This is a genomic window from Bifidobacterium sp. M0404 (assembly GCF_016101415.1).
In the GTDB taxonomy this organism is placed as follows: domain Bacteria; phylum Actinomycetota; class Actinomycetes; order Actinomycetales; family Bifidobacteriaceae; genus Bombiscardovia; species Bombiscardovia polysaccharolytica.
Genome location: NZ_JACFQP010000001.1, coordinates 337,926 through 356,357, shown reverse-complemented (window position 1 = coordinate 356,357; position 18,432 = coordinate 337,926). Strand labels below are relative to the sequence as shown.

Genomic DNA, 18,432 nt, shown 5'->3' with positions numbered 1-18,432 from the left:
TCAATCGTCGCTGAGCGCCTCAATAGGTGAAACCTTGACTGCCTCCCTGGCTGGCAGCACACTGGCTACCACAGCAGCCAGCAAGGCCACTGGCAGTATCAGCGCAAAAGCCGACCATGGTACGGTAAAGGTCACGGACCCTAAAGGCACAAAGACCTGATAAGCTCCTATCCACCCGAATAGCGTTCCTAGAACGATTCCAGCCAGACTGGCTCCTAGGGCAATCATGCAGGCCTCGACTCCCAAGGATCGGCGAACCTGGACGCTGCTCATGCCGATTGCCCTGAGTGTGGCAGTCTCACGACGGCGCTCCAGCACCGACATCATCAAAGTATTGGAGACCCCTATCAGGGCGATAATGACGGCAACGCCCAGCAATGCCACCATGATTGCCAACAAGGAATCAATTCTTTCACCCCATATCCTCTTCTGCGTCAGCCCTCCGCTCATAGCCATGTCGTCATGCTCTCCAACAGCCTGACGTATGTCATCCAAGAGCAGTGCAGCATCGCGATCTCCCTGCGTCCTGATCCAGATTTCATGCGTCTTGGTGTCAATCCCGGCAACATTTTGAGAGTCCGTGATTGCATAGACGCCACTGGTATCCAGCCCGCCGAATCCGGCAAAGACCCCAGTCAATGTTCTTCTTGCGTCTGCCTCTTTTCCACGTTCATCGTCCGCCTGAGGATCAGCTATCAACAACTTCAACTGACTTCCATCCCGGTAACCGGAATGCTTGGAAATCGTTCTGGTCGACACCAACAACGCATCAGACCTTTGCATACCTGGACCCAGAGTGGCATGGAGCACACGCCTAATCCGTGAAGCATCCAAGGCATAGACAGTCATGGAATCTTGTGAGGGGCCTCCTGACTCGACCTCAGCATTGAACCGCTGCACAAGCTCTGCATCAGCAACACCTTCGATACGCTCAATGGCCCGCACATTATTCTTATTTAGCCCCTGACCGGATATTTCAATATCCAAGGAATAACGCTGATCAATATCCTTGGCCAAGGTCCGTTTAGTGGTTACCGCACCTGTAGCCAGAGTGGAGACCAAGGTTACGCCGATCAGCAGAGCAACACCTGTGGCAGCGACTCGTGAGGGATTTCGAGCGATATTCGCCACTCCGACCCTGCAAGATGGTCCAATCCGGGACACAGGTCCACCCAAGCAACGCAGAAGAGCCGGAATCCATCGACGCGCACCCATCAGGGCACCCAGGAAAATAAGCAAAACACCCAATACCGCAAGACCTAGCAATAATTCCTGCTGATTACTGGTCTGGACTGTATCGCCAGAGTTTGTCCTGACCAGCTCTGTGATGCGCCAAGAGGACCAGATCACGAATACCAAGCCGCCGACTGCCAGCAGGATGCTGATCCACAAACCGGTCCGCTTCCTGCTGCCTTGTTCCTGATGATCCACTGGTTGCAGGGCTTCAAGCGGTCTGACCCTGATAGCCGTACGAGTAGACCCAAAGGCAGCCACCAAGGTTGCCAGAACGCCGAGCACAAACGGAACCAGAAGGGCTGTAGGTGTAAGCAGAAGTTCAAGCTTCATGGTGCCCGAATGCAAACCAAGGCAACCGGCAAGGCCCATCAATCCCATAGCCAACAAGATGCCGACCAGGGAAGATATAACGCCAAGGAACAGGGCCTGCTGCAACACGCCTGCCCTGATTTGCCATCGATCAGCACCAATAACCCTTAGCAGGGCCAGATACCTGCGCTGTCTGGCCACCATGATCTGGAAGGTGTTGGCAATCACCAAGGTAGCCACCACCATGGCCAGCACACCGAAAGTCATGAGGAAAACAGTCATGATGTTCACACCATTGCCGGTCTGCTCACTGAGCAGTCTGTCCTCCATGGCACGACGGTCCTCCAGCTGGTATCCGTCGGGAACGTATCGACTGATATTTTGCAGAGTGTTCTGGAGTTCCTTGCCTTGTCCATCAACCTGAAGATAGATGTTTCCTACAGGAAGGGACTCCGGCCCAACCATTCCCGCCATACTCAGCAGGCGTTCAATCCGAGAACCCGTCAGCACCACAGCTCCGCCGAAATCGTCGTACTTTCCCCCATGGCTCTTGCTGATGCCTGAGATGGTCAAGTCCACAGTGCCTCGGTCGACAAGGCGTTCTTTACTTGAAGAATCCTGAGCACTATCACTACCTGGCAGCATCAGCGGGGACAGATGGAGGCGCACCTTATCGCCCAGACCAACCTGGAGCCTGTTGGCGACGGAATGCGGCAGCACAACCTGATCGTCTGAATCAGGCCATTGCCCCCGAGCCAGATCGACAGGCATAAGCTCCTGCCTGGCACTCACAATGGCCAGAATTCCCTTGCTGGACTGACCGTTTGCTTCCGTATCCACCATAAGGTCGACATCAGGGCGCAAACCACTAACACCGCGCAGTTTCGACAGCCCCTTGCCATCGAATTCGTCGAGCAGAATCGGCTTGTCCTGATCCCTTCTGGATGTCACAGCATAGTTGGCTTGACCTGCATCCATGCTGATTTCGCGACGCATGGAGGCATTCGCCACGTTGCCAAAAAGAAGCGTCAGGCACATAAAGAGGGTGCCGATAACGATGGCCAGACCAGCCGGCATCATCATACGTGCATCGCGCTTCATCATCGTACGAGTTATCCGCCACACAATGCACCCCTTAGTCCTGGAACTGGGAATTGCCGGCAGTGCCAGCCGAGACTTGTTCAGCCAGAAGATCGTTCATGGCTTTCACTGTCGGATCTTTTCGGTCCGAAACAATCAGTCCGTCGGCAAAGACAAGCGCACGATCTGCGTAGGATGCGGCATAGGCATCATGAGTGACCATGATAACGGTCTGATTCAGCTCGCGCACGGAATCACGCAGGAACTTCAGAACACCAGTGCTGGCGGCCAGGTCCAGGTTACCCGTCGGTTCGTCCGCAAAGACCAGACCGGGTTTGGTTATCAGCGCTCTGGCGATGGCGACCCGTTGCTGCTGCCCCCCGGATAATTCACCGGGAAGATGGTCCAGCCTCTCCGACAAACCGAGGGTCTCTACCAGTTGCTCCATCCATGAGCTGTCAGGCCGAACGCCGTCCAGTACCAGCGGCATGAGGATATTCTGTTTGGCAGTGAACATAGGCAACAGGTTGAAGCTCTGGAAGATGAATCCCAGATGCCTCCGTCTGATCAGAGTCAGCTGACGGTCGTCCAGTCGTGTCAGGTCAACTCGGCCGGCCTGATCAATCGATGGATGGTGACGATCTCCGCTCTTCGAATGCAGAAGATCAGCGGCCATATAGACATGGCCAGAGGTGACAGTATCCAGACCAGCCAGAACGTGCATAAGTGTTGATTTGCCCGAACCTGAAGGGCCCATGATGGCAGTGAACCGACCTTGCTCAAAATTCACGTCAATTCCGCGCAGGGCATGGACGGCGTTCGAACCTTGCCCATAATCCTTGGTCAGCTGTCTGGCACTGACGGCAGGCGGTCCCGCGACACCCGAGACTGCTCTGTCGATTAAACCTTGTGAAGACGAAGTATCCGCTTTGTTCTGCATGGTGCTCCTTTATCCGCGAGGAAGCCTTTCTCCCGTCAGCTTCCGACCGTATCCGGCTATCGGCTGCAGCGATATGCTCCCTAGGAGCGATGAAGATAATCATCCTTACGGATGAGTGCACTGAAGAACTCTTCCTGTTAGGCTGGCACCATTCAAATCAACGCGGGCGACGGGGGATGGACTCTGCGGAGATGAAGCAAATCATGTTCAGCACAAAAGACATGGGTCCATCAGACCAGAGGATTGAGACAATTGCCTCGATCCCCTTAATCGACTACGAGAATAACGAGGTCCCCGCGATCAAGCCGGCGCGCTTCCAAGCAGCCTCAAGGAAAACATCATCTGGCAGAATAAATCATTCATTCCCGACGCCAACCAAGGTGCGCCTTGGTGAAAGTTGGCTGGTTCTGATGCGATCTGACTGCTGGTCGTCATTCCTCTGCTAGAGCCACGACCGGTGGAGTCCGGTTGACGCGCCTTGCAGGCAGGACGCTTGCCAGAATCGCCGCTACGAGCGCTACCAGCAGAATCACCAGGCCAATGGACCAAGGAATCGGGAAAGCCACCGTCCCCAGAGAGGAGAAGATCTCATAGGCTGCAGCCCAGCCGAAGAGCAGGCCCAGGACCATGCCGGACAAGGACGACCCCAGGGCTATCAGACCTGACTCCACAGCCAGGGAACGTCTGATCTGCTTGCGGGTCATCCCGATGGCCCGCAGGGTGGCAGACTCCCGCCGACGTTCCAACACCGACAGGGAAAGCGTGTTGGCTACGCCGATCAGGGCGATGGCCACTGCAACCGCAAGCAGGCCCAGGATAATCATGAGCAGGCTGTCGATGGTCCGATCCCACTGCTGCTTTTCAGCCAACCCTCCCTTCACGTAAACAGCCGAATATCCAGAAAGCGCACTCTTCACCTTGTCCATAAACGTCGAGACTGTTGGCGAGCCATCAACCTTGGCCCAGATCTGCACGGTCTGAGGCTGAACGCCATTTAGCAAGGATGAGTCGGTCATGCCATATAAATTGCTGGCATCAATCCCCTGGTAGGGCGCATAGATGCTAGTTACGAAGAGTCTTTGAGCCACCGACGTGGATCCGCCATGAGCGTCGCCTTGAATCGGGCTGAGAATATTGAGCCCTAGATTCCCGCCGTCGTGAAAATCCTTCTGTCTGTCCATGAGGCTTTCTGGAAGCAGCAGGGCATCCGGTCCGGAAAGATCCTTGCCGACCCTGGAGTTCAGAAGACGATCGATCTTATGCGCATCCAGGGCGAAAATAGTCATTCCCGCCCCGTTCTCGCCGCCTGATTTGACCATGGCTGCATACTGGGGCACCAGCTCGGCCTGTGCAACCCCGTCGATCCGTCGAATGTCGTTCAGAGCCTTGGCATCCAGACCATCAGCGCTGATCTGCAAATCGACTGAGTAGTGCTCATCCAGCATGTCGGCCATAGTCTGCTTGGCGCTAGCGGCGCCTGTGACCAGCGTGGCAACCAGTGTCACACCGATCAGGAGGGCGGTACCTGTTGCCGCCACACGGGAATGATTCCGCGCGATGTTAGCCACGGCGATTGTGGACGAGGGCCCAACCCGCGAAACCAGGGATCCGATTCCCTTGAGCATGAAAGGAATCCAACGATTGGCACTGAGCAAAATTCCCAGGAAGGCAAGGATAATGCCGATGACAGCTATGACAGCAACAATATTCGGCCCGTCTCCAGATGCCTTGCCGGCCTTGTCTCCCGTGACATTGAGCCTGACCTGCCAGAGAGACCAGACGGTCATGGTGATGCCCGACAGAATCATGACAACGCTGAAAAACAGACGTATCCTGCTCGTCTGTTTGTTCTCCAGAAGATCAGCAGGCCTCAGCGCCTCCAAAGGACTGACTCTGGTGGCGGCCCATGAGGAGTTGAGGGAGGCCAAGATCGTAACGACAGTGCCGAAAACGAGAGGCACCAGGATAACCGCCGGAGTCAGCTTCAATTGGAAGTAGAGGGAATTCGTATGAGCCTTAACTGCACCCAGAATAGCCATGATGCCAATGGCGGCGCCGACCCCGATCAAGGATGCCACAGCGCCCAGGATGATGGAACGAATCAGGACGCTGGCCCTGACCTGGCTCTTATTGGCGCCTATCGTCCTCAGGAGGGCCAGGTAGCGACGTTGCCGAGCAACCATGACCTGGAAGGTGTTGGCGATGACGGTGGCAGCCACGAACATGGCCAGTGTGCCAAAGACCAAAAGGAAGGTGGTCACGGGGTTTTGGGAACCACCGAGCGCGGTCTTGACCAGTCTGTCCTCCATGGTGTGACGGTCTTCAAGGGAATAGCCGGAAGGCATGAGCCTGCGCAGAGAAGCCAGACTCCCATCAAGGTCGCTTCCCTGCCCGCCAACATTCAGGTAAACGTTCTGGGCATACAGGTTACCCATTTCACCAAGACCTGCTGTGGCCATAAAAGTATCTATGCTCTTGGGGGTCAGCACGATTGCGCCGCCCGACTCGCCAAACTCGCCGCCCTCGTTGCCCTGGTTCGAACTGACGCCCGACAAGGTCAGGGGCTTCGATATGAATCTGCCCGCAACCTGGTCAGCGCTGGCCTGCCCTTTCGGCCCAAGGTCCTCGGAAATATACAGCATATTAGGCGACAGATTCAGACTCACCTTGTCACCCAGGGAGAGCTTGAGTCTGGAAACAGTCGGCCCGGGTAAGACCACTTGGTCATCAGCGCTGGGCCAGGATCCCTTGGACAAACCGACCGGCATCAACGATGAATCCGCTATAGGAATGGCAATCACGCTCTCGCTTTTGATATTGCCGGCGCGAACATCCACCATGAGCTGCGTGTCTGATCTGACTCCGTGAACGCCTGGGACTTTTGCCAGCTCCTCGGTTTTGAAGTCCTTCACCCTCTTCTGATCGGAATGGCTCCCTTCCGCTGGGATGATGGCGTAGTTGGCCTGCGCAGCATCGGATGAGACCATCCGCCGCATGGAAACGTCCATGGTGTTACCGAAGAGGAAGGTCATGGCAATAAACAGTGTTCCGACGACAATGGCGATACCGGCGGGAACCATCATGCCCAGGTCATGCCGCATCATTTTTCTGGCAACGAACAACATAAGCATTACCCTCAGCGATGAGCAGCCGAGTCAGCTGTAGCCGCGGAGGCCATGACCTCCTCGGAGAGCAGTGCGTTCATAGAATCCACAGTGGGGCTGTCCTGGTCTGCCACGATTCGCCCATCCGCAAAGACCAGAGCACGGTCGGCAAAGGAGGCCGCAAAAACATCATGTGTGACCATGATGATGGTCTGTCCCAGCTCGCGGACCGAGTCCCGCAGAAAGCTGAGGACCTCCGTCGAGGAGGCTGTGTCCAAGTTTCCGGTGGGTTCGTCTGCAAAGACAATGGAAGGTTTGGTAATGAGGGCCCTGGCGATGGCCACACGTTGCTGCTGACCGCCCGAAAGCTCGCTGGGCCGGTGGCTCAGCCTCTCCTCCAAGCCCAGGGTCTTGGCCAGAACCTCCAGCCAAGCTGTGTCTGGCTTGGCCCCATCCAGTATCAGAGGCATGAGGATGTTCTGCTTGGCCGTAAACATGGGCAGGAGGTTGAAGCTTTGGAAAATGAAGCCCAGGCTCTGGCGCCTCAAGAGGGTCAGCTGATTGTCGTTGAGCTTGGTCAGGTCGACCACTCCCCTCCGCCCTCCATGGCGGCTGGCTCGACTGCCCTTCACCCCGGCAGCATCGGTCCCATTCAGGTAGACATGTCCGGAGGTAACGGTGTCCAAGCCGGCCAAGGTATGCATGAGAGTGGACTTGCCCGACCCGGAGGGACCCATGATGACTGTGAACCTGCCCCGTTCGAATTCGACATCAACACCCCGTAGGGCATGGACCAGGTTCTCCCCACTCCCATAGTCCTTGGTCAGTCCCTTGGCCTTGATGGCCACCTGGGCGATCTGCCTCGGTTTCCCCGCACCGGACGACAAATCAGAAGACGTCCTCGTCTTTGCTCCATGTTTCATGCTTCCATTTTACCCACCACAATATTTCAGCCTGACCAGTCAGATACTGTCCGCCACTGGAGAGGGAAAGAGGGAAACATATACAAAGGTGCCCATCGAAACGTAATGAGGTTTCGACAGGCACCTTGTGCTTCTTCCTCTTCTCGGTCATATATCACGCGGATACGGCACCGAGAAGAAAGTTTGATTGTCGGCTACTTGGCCAGACCGGACTCCTTCAATGCCTGGAAGGCACCCTTGAGGTCATCCAGAATGTCCTCAATGTTCTCCGTGCCGATGGAGAGCCTGATGGTACCGGGATGGATTGCCTGATCCTCCAGCTCCTCCGGTGTCTCCTGGGAGTGGGTGGTCGATGCTGGATGGATGGCCAGCGACTTCACATCAGCCACGTTGGCCAGAAGTGAGAAGAGATGTAGGTTGTTGATGAAAACCCTGGCCGCATCCTTGCCGCCCTTCAGATCGAAGGTGAAGATGGAGCCGGCGCCGTTCGGGAAGTAGCGCTTGTAGAGCTCGTGGTCGGGGCGCCCCTCGATGGCCGGGTGGCTGACCGACTCCACTTCAGGCACGCCCTGCAGGTAGTCCACTACCTTCAGGGCGTTCTCAACGTGGCGCTCAACCCTCAGCGAGAGCGTCTCGGTCCCTTGCAGGAGGAGGAAGGCTGCGAAGGGCGAGATGACGGCGCCAGTGTCGCGCAGGAGGATGGCACGAATGCGGGTGACGAAGGCTGCAGCACCCAGATCCTGGTAGAAGCGCAGACCGTGGTAGCTGGGGTCAGGCTCAGTCAGGGTGGGGAACTTGCCGGGCACTGCCGCCCAGTCGAACTTGCCGCCTTCCACGACTACCCCGCCCAAGGTGGTGCCATGGCCACCGATGAACTTGGTGGCCGATTCCACGACGATGTCAGCGCCGTGCTCCAGCGGACGGAACAGGTAAGGAGTGGCGAAGGTATTGTCGACAATCACCGGCAGGTTGTGGTCATGGGCGATCTTGGAGATGGCCTCGAAATCAGGCAGGTCGGCGTTGGGGTTGCCGAAGGTCTCGAAGAAGACCAGCTTGGTGTTCTCCTGGATGGCCGACTCGAAGTTGGATGGGTCCGAAGGATCCACGAAGGTGGTCTCCACACCATCGCGGGGCAAAGTGTGCTTGAGGAGGTTGAAGGTGCCGCCGTAGATGTTCTTGGAGGACACGATATGGTCTCCGGTCTGGGTGATGTTCCGGAAGGCATACTCCACTGCGGCTGCTCCCGATGCCACAGCCAAGCCGGCAGTGCCGTTCTCCAAGGCGGCGATCCTGTCCTCGAAGACCCCCTGGGTGGAGTTGGTCAGACGGCCGTAGATGTTGCCCGGATCCTTCAGCGCGAACCGAGCTTCGGCGTGGTCGAAGTCGTGGAAGACGTAGCTGGTGGTGGCGTAGATGGGCACGGCCCGGGAATCAGTGGCGGGGTCGGCCTGCTCCTGGCCCACGTGGAGCTGAAGCGTCTCGAAATGGTACTTGTGCGGGTTCTGGTCGGTCATGTCGATTCCTATCTGTTGGTGACGTGCGTCCTCTTCTAAGTTCTTGAAAGTGACCATAAGCGGCCCAAGCCCACATGTTCAAGCCAAAAAGGACTTTTCGGTATCGTCCTTTTTTATAACAGCTTCCAAAAGGTTGAAAGCGGGCCTTTTCCGTCTCGACATTGCACACGCGAAGGTATCCGTTTAGCCCCTCCGCTGTAGAGTCGAGTAAGCAACGGAGAAGGTTCCGCTGCGAACAGCCTCAGCAGGCATGAAGGAGTTCAAAAGATGGCCGGACAGACGGACGATCAGAACAGGCTCTACCAGCGCGACAGCAAGTACATCCCCCGAGTCGCCGCTGTGCATGACATGTGCGGGTATGGCAAGTGCTCGCTGACGGCCGCCATCCCCATTCTTTCGGCGGCCGGATGCGACGTTTGCCCGGTGCCTACAGCCCTGTTCAGCGCGCACACCATGTTCAAGGACTACACCTTCCACGACACCACCGAGATGCTGCCGGGATACCTGGATGCCTGGCAGAAGGAGGGTGTCGACCTGGACGGGATCTACAGCGGGTTCCTGGGCAGCGCCGAACAGGTTGACATTATTCAGCGCATGTATCGGGAATACCCCAAGGCCCTGAGGCTGGTCGACCCGGTTATGGGCGACGGAGGATCAATGTATCCCACCTACACCGAGGAGATGTGCCGGGCCGTGACCAATCTGGTTGATGGAGCCGACCTGCTCATGCCCAACTTGACCGAGGTCAGTCTGCTGACCGGCATCGACTACGAAGGCCAGGACCTCGACGATGCCCAGGTTGGTGAGCGTCTGGGCCGTCTGCTGGACATGGGCGCAAAAAACGTCATCATCAAGGGCATCGACCGGAAGGACGGCAAGCTGCGCAACTTCGTGGCCTCGGCGGATCATGGCGGAGTCAGCGAGCGCACCGAGCTGGTCCACGACAAGCTGCCCTTCATGATTCACGGGACCGGTGATGCCTTCGCCTCCAGCCTCTGCGGGGCGCTCTTTGCAGGACGAGGCTTGGCCGATGCCGCCCGAATCGCCGGTGAATTCGTCCGCTCGGCCATGCAGCACACACGCAATCAGCCCGACTATCAGCAACGCGGGGTCAGTTTTGAGCTGGACCTGGGGCAGATGACTGCTCTGGTGCAGGAGCTGTGAGCCCAAGGTCGGCGAAAGCGGCATAAGAGTCTGGGCATTTGTCAAAAGTGGAAGACCAAGGTGGATGAATAAAACCTAGACCGCCTTAATCGGCGCATTCTTGCCGGCCAGATACGTGGTCGACAATGTGACAAATCAGTCATAGAGCAACCCGGACACAGCAGACCGGAAGGCGTTGCCAGCGAATTCGCCGGCGGTACCTTCCGGTCTCTGTTATCTCTTTATTCCTGGTTTCTTAGTTGCCTAATGCTCTGCTCCCTTCGCTTATTTCTCTCTATGTGTATCATGCGTTTCTGTTTCCTTGGTTTCTGCTTTACTTAGTTCCGCTTTGCCTGCTTCTCCTTTCTTTCGTTTCTGTTTCAGCTCTTCTTGCCTCTGCCGACTCTGCCTGGTGTAGAGATGAATGCAATCGATACAACATCAGCATCGGGAATCCACTCGTTCATCCACTTTCGTGCGTGCGCAGGATCATTCGACCACATGCCTGGTTCGGCTAGTCACCGACTTCCTTTCAGTGGTCTCCTAGAAACATGGACACACAAGAACTGACTAGACCAAATAATCTCCGCACAGCCATAAACGACAGGGGTGGCAGAACCGATGCCGACATTATGATCACAGACCCATTGGTCGCGCGACCCATAAGAGCTCTGCCCGATTCCAAGAGATCCTTCGACAACCCAGAAAACACACGAACTAATGGAGCAAGGTTTAGTACGAACAACGATGAATCCATCGACATAGAACTGGCAGATATTGAACGACAGATCAGAGTCAGTGGCATAAACAGCCGAGAGCTCGGACGTTTGGGCGAGGATTACGCCTGCCAGTGGCTGCGGCAACGAAACTGGAAGATTCTAGCCCGCAATTGGAGAAGCAGATTCGGCGAGTTGGACATCATCGCTCTGGATCCCGAGGCGACTCTGGTATTCGTAGAGGTCAAGACCAGGCGCACCGGTCGGTTCGGATCCCCAGAACAGGCTGTCGGCCCGCGCAAGCAGATCCACCTGCGTCACGCAGCAGTCCAATGGCTGATAAGCCACGACCGAGAACCCAACGCACGGCATCGCAGCACCCGATTCGATGTCATCAGCCTGTCAGTCAAGTCCGACCCTGGCAGAAGCATGTATTCCGAGGGTGCCCATCCCCTGACTTCCTGTCAGACATCCGCCGAGACCGTCAGAGGATCCAACCATTCGGGCAGGGGCGGATGGAAACCGGGATCAGTCTTCCTCAGGCACACCAAAGAGGCCTTCTGATGCGTCTTGGATCTGCTGAATCCGTAGGATTGATAGGGCTCAAGGCCTTTCTCATTCACGTGCAGTCCTTCATCTCCCCAGGACTGCCCTACTTCTCCATCATCGGGCTGCCGGATGCCTCCTTGTCGGAGTCGCGGGAACGGGTCAAATCCGCCTGCTCGGCCTGCGGATTTCGGTGGCCGCAGACCAGAGTCACCGTCAACATGTCCCCTGCTTCAAAACCAAAACACGGCTCCTCACACGACCTGGCCATTGCGACCAGCGTCCTAGAAGCCGGTGGTGCGCTGCCGACGGAAGGCCTGGATCATACAGTCATCTTGGGCGAGCTTAACTTGGACGGCACGATTCTGCCTATCAACGGTCTGCTGCCCATTCTGACGCAGGCCAGAGCTCAGGGAATCACGCGAGCTTTCGTCCCCGCAGACAACCTTGACGAGGCCCGTCTGGTTCCCGATATTGAGGTTGTCGGACTGCGTCACCTGGGCCAGCTCATTCAAGCCTTGGGCGGGCGAAGCAGAATCGCCGTCCCTGAAGCAGACGGCCATAAGAAAGCCGACGAGCCAACCGCCATAGCGAGTGTGCACACTAGGAACTCAGCTCGTAATGTCAACTCCCCCGCCAATGCCGAACCAGCTCCACCGAAGCCGGACATGGCTGACGTGATTGGCCAGGAGGAGACCAAATGGGCCATGATGGTGGCTGCAGCCGGCGGCCACCACATGCTCATGGTCGGTCCTCCAGGAGCCGGCAAGAGCATGCTTGCGGAACGGCTTCCCAGCATCATGCCCGCTCTGGATGCTGTTCAACAGCTTGAGGTGGCTTCCATCCGATCCCTATGTGGCACGCTGAGCCAGTATGGGATTACCAATGTGCCACCCTTCGAGGCCCCTCATCATACGATCTCCATGGCGGCCATGGTCGGAGGCGGAGCCGGACTGGCCACCCCTGGCGCCATCACCCGTGCCCATCGCGGAGTCCTCTTTATGGATGAGGCGCCGGAATTCTCTCCAAGGGTGATCCAATCCCTACGCGAGCCCCTGGAGATCGGGCGGATCTTCTTGTCCCGGGCCAAGGGCAGCACCACCTTCCCGGCTCGTTTTCAGCTGGTCATGGCTGCCAACCCCTGTCCTTGCGGATACGGATACGGCACAGGCGAGCGCTGCACCTGCACACCCCGCGAGCGCCTCCGTTATTGGAACAGGCTGTCAGGACCCATCATGGACCGCATCGACATCCAGACCACGGTCCCCCCGGTGATCGACCCGGGATTCGACGATCACCGTCCACGCCAGCACAGCGTCCAGATCCGCAAGCGTGTGACACGTGCACGCCAGACGGCAAAAGAGCGTTTCCACAAGGAAGGCTGGACCTGCAACGCCCAGGTCAGCGGAGAATGGCTGCGTCAGAACACATCTTCCAAGGCGCGTTCGATCGTGGATCAAGCACTGCGCAGACAGCGGATCAGTCTGCGAGGGGCCGACAGGACCATGCGCCTGGCATGGACTCTGGCAGACCTGGACGGACGGCCCAGCCCCGGTGCCGACGATGTGACCACCGGCATCCTACTCAGGACAAGGGCCGTCTGAGATGACCAAACCCTTGATGAAAACCATGCCAGCAGATCAACCGCGACCGATGACCATGGTAGAAAGTGACTGGCTTGCCAGAGCTGTGCTGACCCTGGCTGCAGACGGCCCGGATGCCTTCATGATCAGCTGTCTGCTGGGCTCGAACCAGGCGGCCGACCTTTGTCGAAATCTGATCGAACTAAAGGCACCGAACCACTCGGATGGCGACGGCCCTCATGATGCTGCTCGCGCCAGACTAGACGAACGCTTTCTGAAGGGGACGGCTCGATGGGGACGACAAACGAGCCCTGAAGACCTAACTCGGTTCCATAAGATCAGTGACTCCTGGCGAAAACGCCTAACACCCTTGCTGGCCATGGACACTGACCAGGTGCGGACCATGATGACTGGTGGAGGTCGGTTCTGGGTGATGACCCCTGGCGACCCCTGCTGGCCAGGTCAGGTGGGTGACCTGGCACGTCGCTCTGATTGGGCCCCTCCCCTCTGCCTGTGGGGACAAGGCAATCCTGAAGCCTTGATCTGCTGTGACCGTCCCTTGGCCGTAGTCGGATCAAGGACATGCGACGAGTATGGCCGGTCCACCGCTCACCAGATAGCCATACAGGCTGCTGGTAAAGGCCACCTGGTCGTCTCCGGCGGGGCCATGGGCACGGATGCCGCCGCCCACTGGGGAGCACTGGCCGCTGGTGGCGGACGAACGGTGGCCGTTTTCGCTGGAGGCTTGCTGCATATGGGTCCCAAACGCAACAGTCGTCTGTTTGAGAACATTGAGGCAGATGGTGGCGCACTGATCAGCGAGCTGCCGCCAGGCACTATCCCCGAAGCACGGCGGTTCCTGCTGCGCAACCGAATCATCGCCGCCCTGGCCTCCGACATTGTAGTGGCACAGGCACGACACCGATCCGGCGCGCTGAACACAGCCAACTGGGGCGTGGAATTGGGCCGTCGTGTATTGGCTGCCCCCGGAAGAATCGACCAGCCAGAAAACACCGGCTGCAACAGACTCATCCATGAGGGCAAGGCGGGGTTGCTCCTGTCGGCGAGCGACATCCAAGACATCTGCCATCCCGCCCATGCACCTATCCACCCTGACAAATCCGTTCAACAGGGAACCGGCGTTTCAGCCAAACCCACCGAAGATCATGAGAACCACCGAGCAAGTCGACAGCCTACGCAGCGCATACCACCGCTTGACTCCGATCATCCGATCCAAACCATCCACGGCAGTCAACTGCCCTCAACCACATTCAAACAATCCCGGACAGATAGAGACAGGCTTTCGGCCCGTTCGAAGGGCAAAAAGGATTCTTCAACCCCGCCATCAAATCCAGCTATGGACCATGAATGGGAAAAAGCCGGCGATGAGCGCCTAACCAAGGCAGAGACCACAGTGCTGGTGGCGATCCGCAACTGTCAGCGTCAGAATGGTCCACCCATGACGGGACAGCTTCGTGTTCTGCTCGACAATCAGGGACATGAGCTCTCCGTGAGGAAACTGATGCAGCTACTGGGATCCCTGGAAATTCGTGGTCTGGTTAGTCTGCAGGACGGATGTGTGGTAGCCGAAGATCCGAAGACCTGAAGAGTCAGCCCTTCCAGCGACAGCGATCCAAATCCACCACCCAACCATCGGCACCAGCTGATTCGTCACTATGGGGAGGAACAAAGTGAACACCCTCATCCTCCAGCAGTTGACGCTGACGCTCCGGACCGCCAAAGGCGAATCCTGGTGCCAGCGAACCATCACGAAAGACCACGCGATGACAGGGAATCACGCCAGGTTCGGGATTGTCATGAAGCGCATAACCTACGAACCTGGCGTTGCGCGGATGACCTGTCAGGGAGGCGACCTGACCATAGGTGGCCACCTTGCCGCGAGGGATCCGTCTAACGACCTGATAAACCTGCTGGGAGAAGGAAAGTTCGGTCATAAGACTCATTCTGCCCGCGTAAGCAGACATCGACCGGATGAGGGTGCCGCTATCAATAGGTCGTGACAGTATCGTTGGTATGAATCCCCAGAAGGTCAGAAACCGCTATGATGCCGTCATCGTCGGAGCCGGAGCGGCTGGATTGTCAACAGCTCTGGGCCTGTACAGAGCTTTAGAGAACAAAAAGAGCAAGAGCGACTTATCTCCAAAGGTCTTGGTCGTCTCCAAGCTGCAGCCCCTACGCTCCCACACCGGCTCAGCAGAAGGAGGCATCGCGGCCAGTCTGGGCAACCAGGAAAAAGACGACTGGCATTGGCACTACTACGATACCGTCAAGGGCAGCGACTGGCTGGCTGACCAGGACGCTGTGCGGATTCTGGCCGAGCAGGCCCCGGGCATCGTCATCGAGCTGGAACATGACGGAGTGGCCTTCTCAAGGACCGAAGACGGGCATATCGCCCAGCGGAAGTTCGGCGGCCATACCGCTGATTATGGCGGCCATCCAGTCAGGAGAGCCGCCTATGCAGCAGACCGTATCGGCCACCAGATTCTCCACGCCCTCTGGCAGCAGTGCCTGCGTCGTGGAGTCGAGTTCGCCGAGGAATGGTATGTGACCGATCTGGTCCTTGACCCGCCCACCGATGAGGAACCCGGCTGCCATGCCCGAGGACTAATCGTGCTGGATACCCATGCCGGCAAGTTGCAGGCCATCCAAGCCGACAATATCGTTCTATGCACGGGTGGGGCCGGCCGACTCTTCCATACGACCTCCAACTCCTGGGATCTGACCGGTGACGGCATGGCGCTCGCCCTACAGGCTGGACTGCAGTTGGAAGATGTGGAGTTCATCCAATTCCATCCCACCGGCCTGGGTCACACTGGCATCCTGCTGTCGGAGGCCTCCCGCGCAGAAGGCGGCGTGCTCAGGAACTGCGAAGGACGGGCCTTCATGCAGGACTACGCGCCGGGACACGGCGACCTGGCCGCCAGGGATGTAGTCAGCCGTTCCATTGTGGCCGAGATTGATGCAGGTCGCGGAGTGGCCGATCCATCAGACCCGGACGGACCTCATGATTGCGTCTGGCTGGACATGACCGGCATTGACGCCCAGCGCATGACCACTCTGCTCCCCCAGGTCACCGAGACCATCCATCGCTACGCCCACCTGGATCCCACTGTGGACATGGTTCCTGTCAAACCCACCGCCCACTACACCATGGGCGGCATCCCCATCACAGATCGTGGCCACGTCTATCGCTGGCAGGATGGCAGCCGTCGAATCGTCGACGGACTGTATGCCGCCGGGGAATGCTCATGCGTCAGCGTTCACGGGGCCAACAGGCTAGGTGGCAACTCCCTGCTGGACGCCTGCCTTTTCGGCACCAGAATCGGACAGGCCATTGCCGCCATCATGGCCAATGCCGACAAGCCAAACGACATGACCGACGCACCTACGCTCGCACAGGCACTGCGAAGGCGTCAGACCTTCATGGACAAGTTGCTGGCTGTAGAGAGTGATGCCGAGTCCTCGGAGTCAACATTGACCAACAACCAAAACGAAGAATCCGACCCCAATGGCGGTGCCAGCCCGAACAACCCTTACGCGTTAATGGGTCGGCTGGGACGTCTGATGGAGGAGGCCGTAGCCGTCCGCTGCGATCAGAGCAGCATCGAAAAGGGTTTGCGCGGCCTTGATCAACTGGATGCCGATGCCAGGCAGTTGCGTGCGCACAGTGGCACAGCAGTGCTCAACCAAGAGGTGACCGCCATCATGGAGGTAGACAACCTGCTGACCCTGGCCCGGGCCGTACTGAACGCCAGTCTGAAACGCAAGGAATCTCGTGGTGCCCTGTACCGGAGCGATTATCCGCAACGCGACGACGAACACTACCTGGCCCACACTATGATCGACGCCAAGGAAGTTGTCTCCTGGCAGCCTGTTCATATCGTTGACATGCCTCCCAAGGGCCGCAACTACTGATGGACCCTGAGCTCAGCCTGTTCCGACAGGCACCTGCTCGACACCTATGCTGGTCAGTCAAGGATTAGGATGGAGACCGCGCATATTAGTGGGCATCGGGCCACATCCCAAGCAAGGACAGGAGCAACCGTGACATCACAGTCCACAGGCTCAGACGGATCCAAGGCATCAGCATCGGACCGCGATCCCCGTCCAGTGACCTTCCGAATAGCCCGGTTTACCCCACGACCTCAATCAGAGCGTCCGGCGCGAACCAGCCCATTCGCCAAGAGCAACCCCTTTGCCGCAGCGGGTAGCCGACGAGCACGAGGACGCCGCTGGACACAGGAGTACACGATCCGCATTGCCCCACAGCGCACTGTTCTCGATGCCCTTCTGCAGATCAAGCGAGAGGTGGATCCCACACTGAACTTCCGGTACTCCTGTGGGCATGGCATGTGCGGGTCGGATGCCGTGCTCATCAACGACCGTCCGGATCTGCTCTGCACAGCCACCATCGCCGACTGCTTGTCTGCATCCGAGACCATGCCGAACGCATACGCCTCATTCGGTGTAGCTAATGGAAGTCCACAAGTTCAACAGCCTCCAGCTTTCCGCCGAACCGGCACGGCGACCACCGCAACGGCCACATCCTCGTCGACATTGCACTCAGTTTCGGACATAGGCTCCAGAACCACAGGCCCTAAAGCCACAAATCCTTCTGAAGCCTCAGACCATACAGAAACCACAAACTATAAAGGCACCACACACTCTACAGAAACTTCAGACTCTGACAAATCTTCAGTGATAGAGATCCGTCCGCTCCCCGGCTTCACCCCACTCAGAGACCTGATAGTGGACACCGACACCATGTTTGAACAGATTCGACGCTTTAAGCCTTATCTGCTTCATGATGATTCCTCTGCCGAAAGCCGCCAAAATCACCACGAATCCGATCAGCCAGAGACCCAGGATTCGGTGCAAAACCCATTAACAAAAGCCATCAGCCAAGCAGCCAAGGCTAAAGTGGTCGACGCAGAACCAGCGTCGGAATACCGGCAGACTCCAGAAGAGCTGGCCCGGTATGAACTGCTCAGCACCTGCATCGCCTGCGGACTCTGCCAAGGTGCCTGTCCTATTTATGCGGGCGGTGAGGCCTTCGCCGGCCCGGCGGCCATGATCGCAGCGGCTCGATTCATCAACGATTCCCGCGACAGCCATCGACAGGAACGTCTAGAGGCCATTGACCAGGTGGACGGAATCCAGGCATGCCAGTCCATACGGGCCTGCACCCGACCCTGCCCCAAAGGCATCGACGTGGGTGAAGAGATGTGGAAGCTAGTCGAAGCCGTCAAGGAGTAGTCAGACTCGTACGCACACAGGTCAGCATGAGCATTCGACAGGCTTGTGCCCTCTGGTCGTT

12 protein-coding genes are annotated in these 18,432 nt (G+C 57.7%); 6 read left to right on the top strand and 6 right to left on the bottom strand.

Annotated elements, in window-relative coordinates; genetic code table 11:
* From H3T93_RS01455 to H3T93_RS01435, 5 genes are all read right to left on the bottom strand, one after another.
* Window positions 1-2,649: an ABC transporter permease gene (locus H3T93_RS01455; RefSeq protein ID WP_144177244.1), complete on the bottom strand. Its 2,649-nt coding sequence runs from the start codon at window positions 2,647-2,649 to the stop codon at window positions 1-3.
* A 31-nt stretch (window positions 2,650-2,680) separates the two neighbouring features.
* A complete protein-coding gene (locus H3T93_RS01450; RefSeq protein WP_144177246.1) occupies window positions 2,681-3,565 on the bottom strand; it encodes an ABC transporter ATP-binding protein in 885 nt (294 codons plus the stop codon).
* 431 nt (window positions 3,566-3,996) lie between these two features.
* Window positions 3,997-6,669 carry an ABC transporter permease gene (locus tag H3T93_RS01445; RefSeq protein WP_198214729.1) on the bottom strand — a complete coding sequence of 891 codons (2,673 nt, stop codon included), beginning with the start codon at window positions 6,667-6,669 and terminating at the stop codon, window positions 3,997-3,999.
* 32 nt (window positions 6,670-6,701) lie between these two features.
* The gene (locus H3T93_RS01440) at window positions 6,702-7,592 is read right to left on the bottom strand and encodes an ABC transporter ATP-binding protein (protein ID WP_232339347.1); all 891 of its coding nucleotides are present in this window, start codon (window positions 7,590-7,592) and stop codon (window positions 6,702-6,704) included.
* Window positions 7,593-7,786: 194 nt separating this feature from the next.
* Entirely contained in the window at window positions 7,787-9,106 is a 1,320-nt protein-coding gene (locus tag H3T93_RS01435; RefSeq protein ID WP_144177250.1) for an O-acetylhomoserine aminocarboxypropyltransferase/cysteine synthase family protein, read from the bottom strand.
* A 267-nt stretch (window positions 9,107-9,373) separates the two neighbouring features.
* On the opposite strand from H3T93_RS01435, the gene H3T93_RS01430 reads away from it, so the two are divergent.
* The 4 genes from H3T93_RS01430 to H3T93_RS01415 all read left to right on the top strand — a co-directional run bounded on the left by H3T93_RS01430 (window position 9,374) and on the right by H3T93_RS01415 (window position 14,700).
* Window positions 9,374-10,270: a pyridoxamine kinase gene (locus tag H3T93_RS01430; protein ID WP_144177252.1), complete on the top strand. Its 897-nt coding sequence runs from the start codon at window positions 9,374-9,376 to the stop codon at window positions 10,268-10,270.
* 530 nt (window positions 10,271-10,800) lie between these two features.
* Window positions 10,801-11,529, top strand: a complete 729-nt coding sequence (locus tag H3T93_RS01425) for a YraN family protein (protein WP_144177254.1) — start codon at window positions 10,801-10,803, stop codon at window positions 11,527-11,529.
* Window positions 11,529-13,115 carry a YifB family Mg chelatase-like AAA ATPase gene (locus tag H3T93_RS01420; protein WP_144177256.1) on the top strand — a complete coding sequence of 529 codons (1,587 nt, stop codon included), beginning with the start codon at window positions 11,529-11,531 and terminating at the stop codon, window positions 13,113-13,115. The genes H3T93_RS01425 and H3T93_RS01420 overlap by 1 nt, the downstream gene beginning before the upstream one ends.
* 49 nt (window positions 13,116-13,164) lie before the next feature.
* Entirely contained in the window at window positions 13,165-14,700 is a 1,536-nt protein-coding gene (locus H3T93_RS01415; protein WP_186363893.1) for a DNA-processing protein DprA, read from the top strand.
* A 4-nt stretch (window positions 14,701-14,704) separates the two neighbouring features.
* Here H3T93_RS01415 and H3T93_RS01410 read toward each other — a convergent pair whose 3' ends face one another.
* A complete protein-coding gene (locus H3T93_RS01410; RefSeq protein WP_144177260.1) occupies window positions 14,705-15,049 on the bottom strand; it encodes an MGMT family protein in 345 nt (114 codons plus the stop codon).
* 79 nt (window positions 15,050-15,128) lie between these two features.
* Here H3T93_RS01410 and H3T93_RS01405 point away from each other — a divergent pair, with 79 nt between their 5' ends.
* Window positions 15,129-17,030, top strand: coding sequence for an FAD-dependent oxidoreductase (locus H3T93_RS01405; protein WP_144177262.1), 1,902 nt, complete (start codon window positions 15,129-15,131; stop codon window positions 17,028-17,030).
* Between the two features lie 129 nt (window positions 17,031-17,159).
* Entirely contained in the window at window positions 17,160-18,371 is a 1,212-nt protein-coding gene (locus H3T93_RS01400; protein WP_411674991.1) for a succinate dehydrogenase/fumarate reductase iron-sulfur subunit, read from the top strand.
* Window positions 18,372-18,432: the final 61 nt, after the last annotated feature.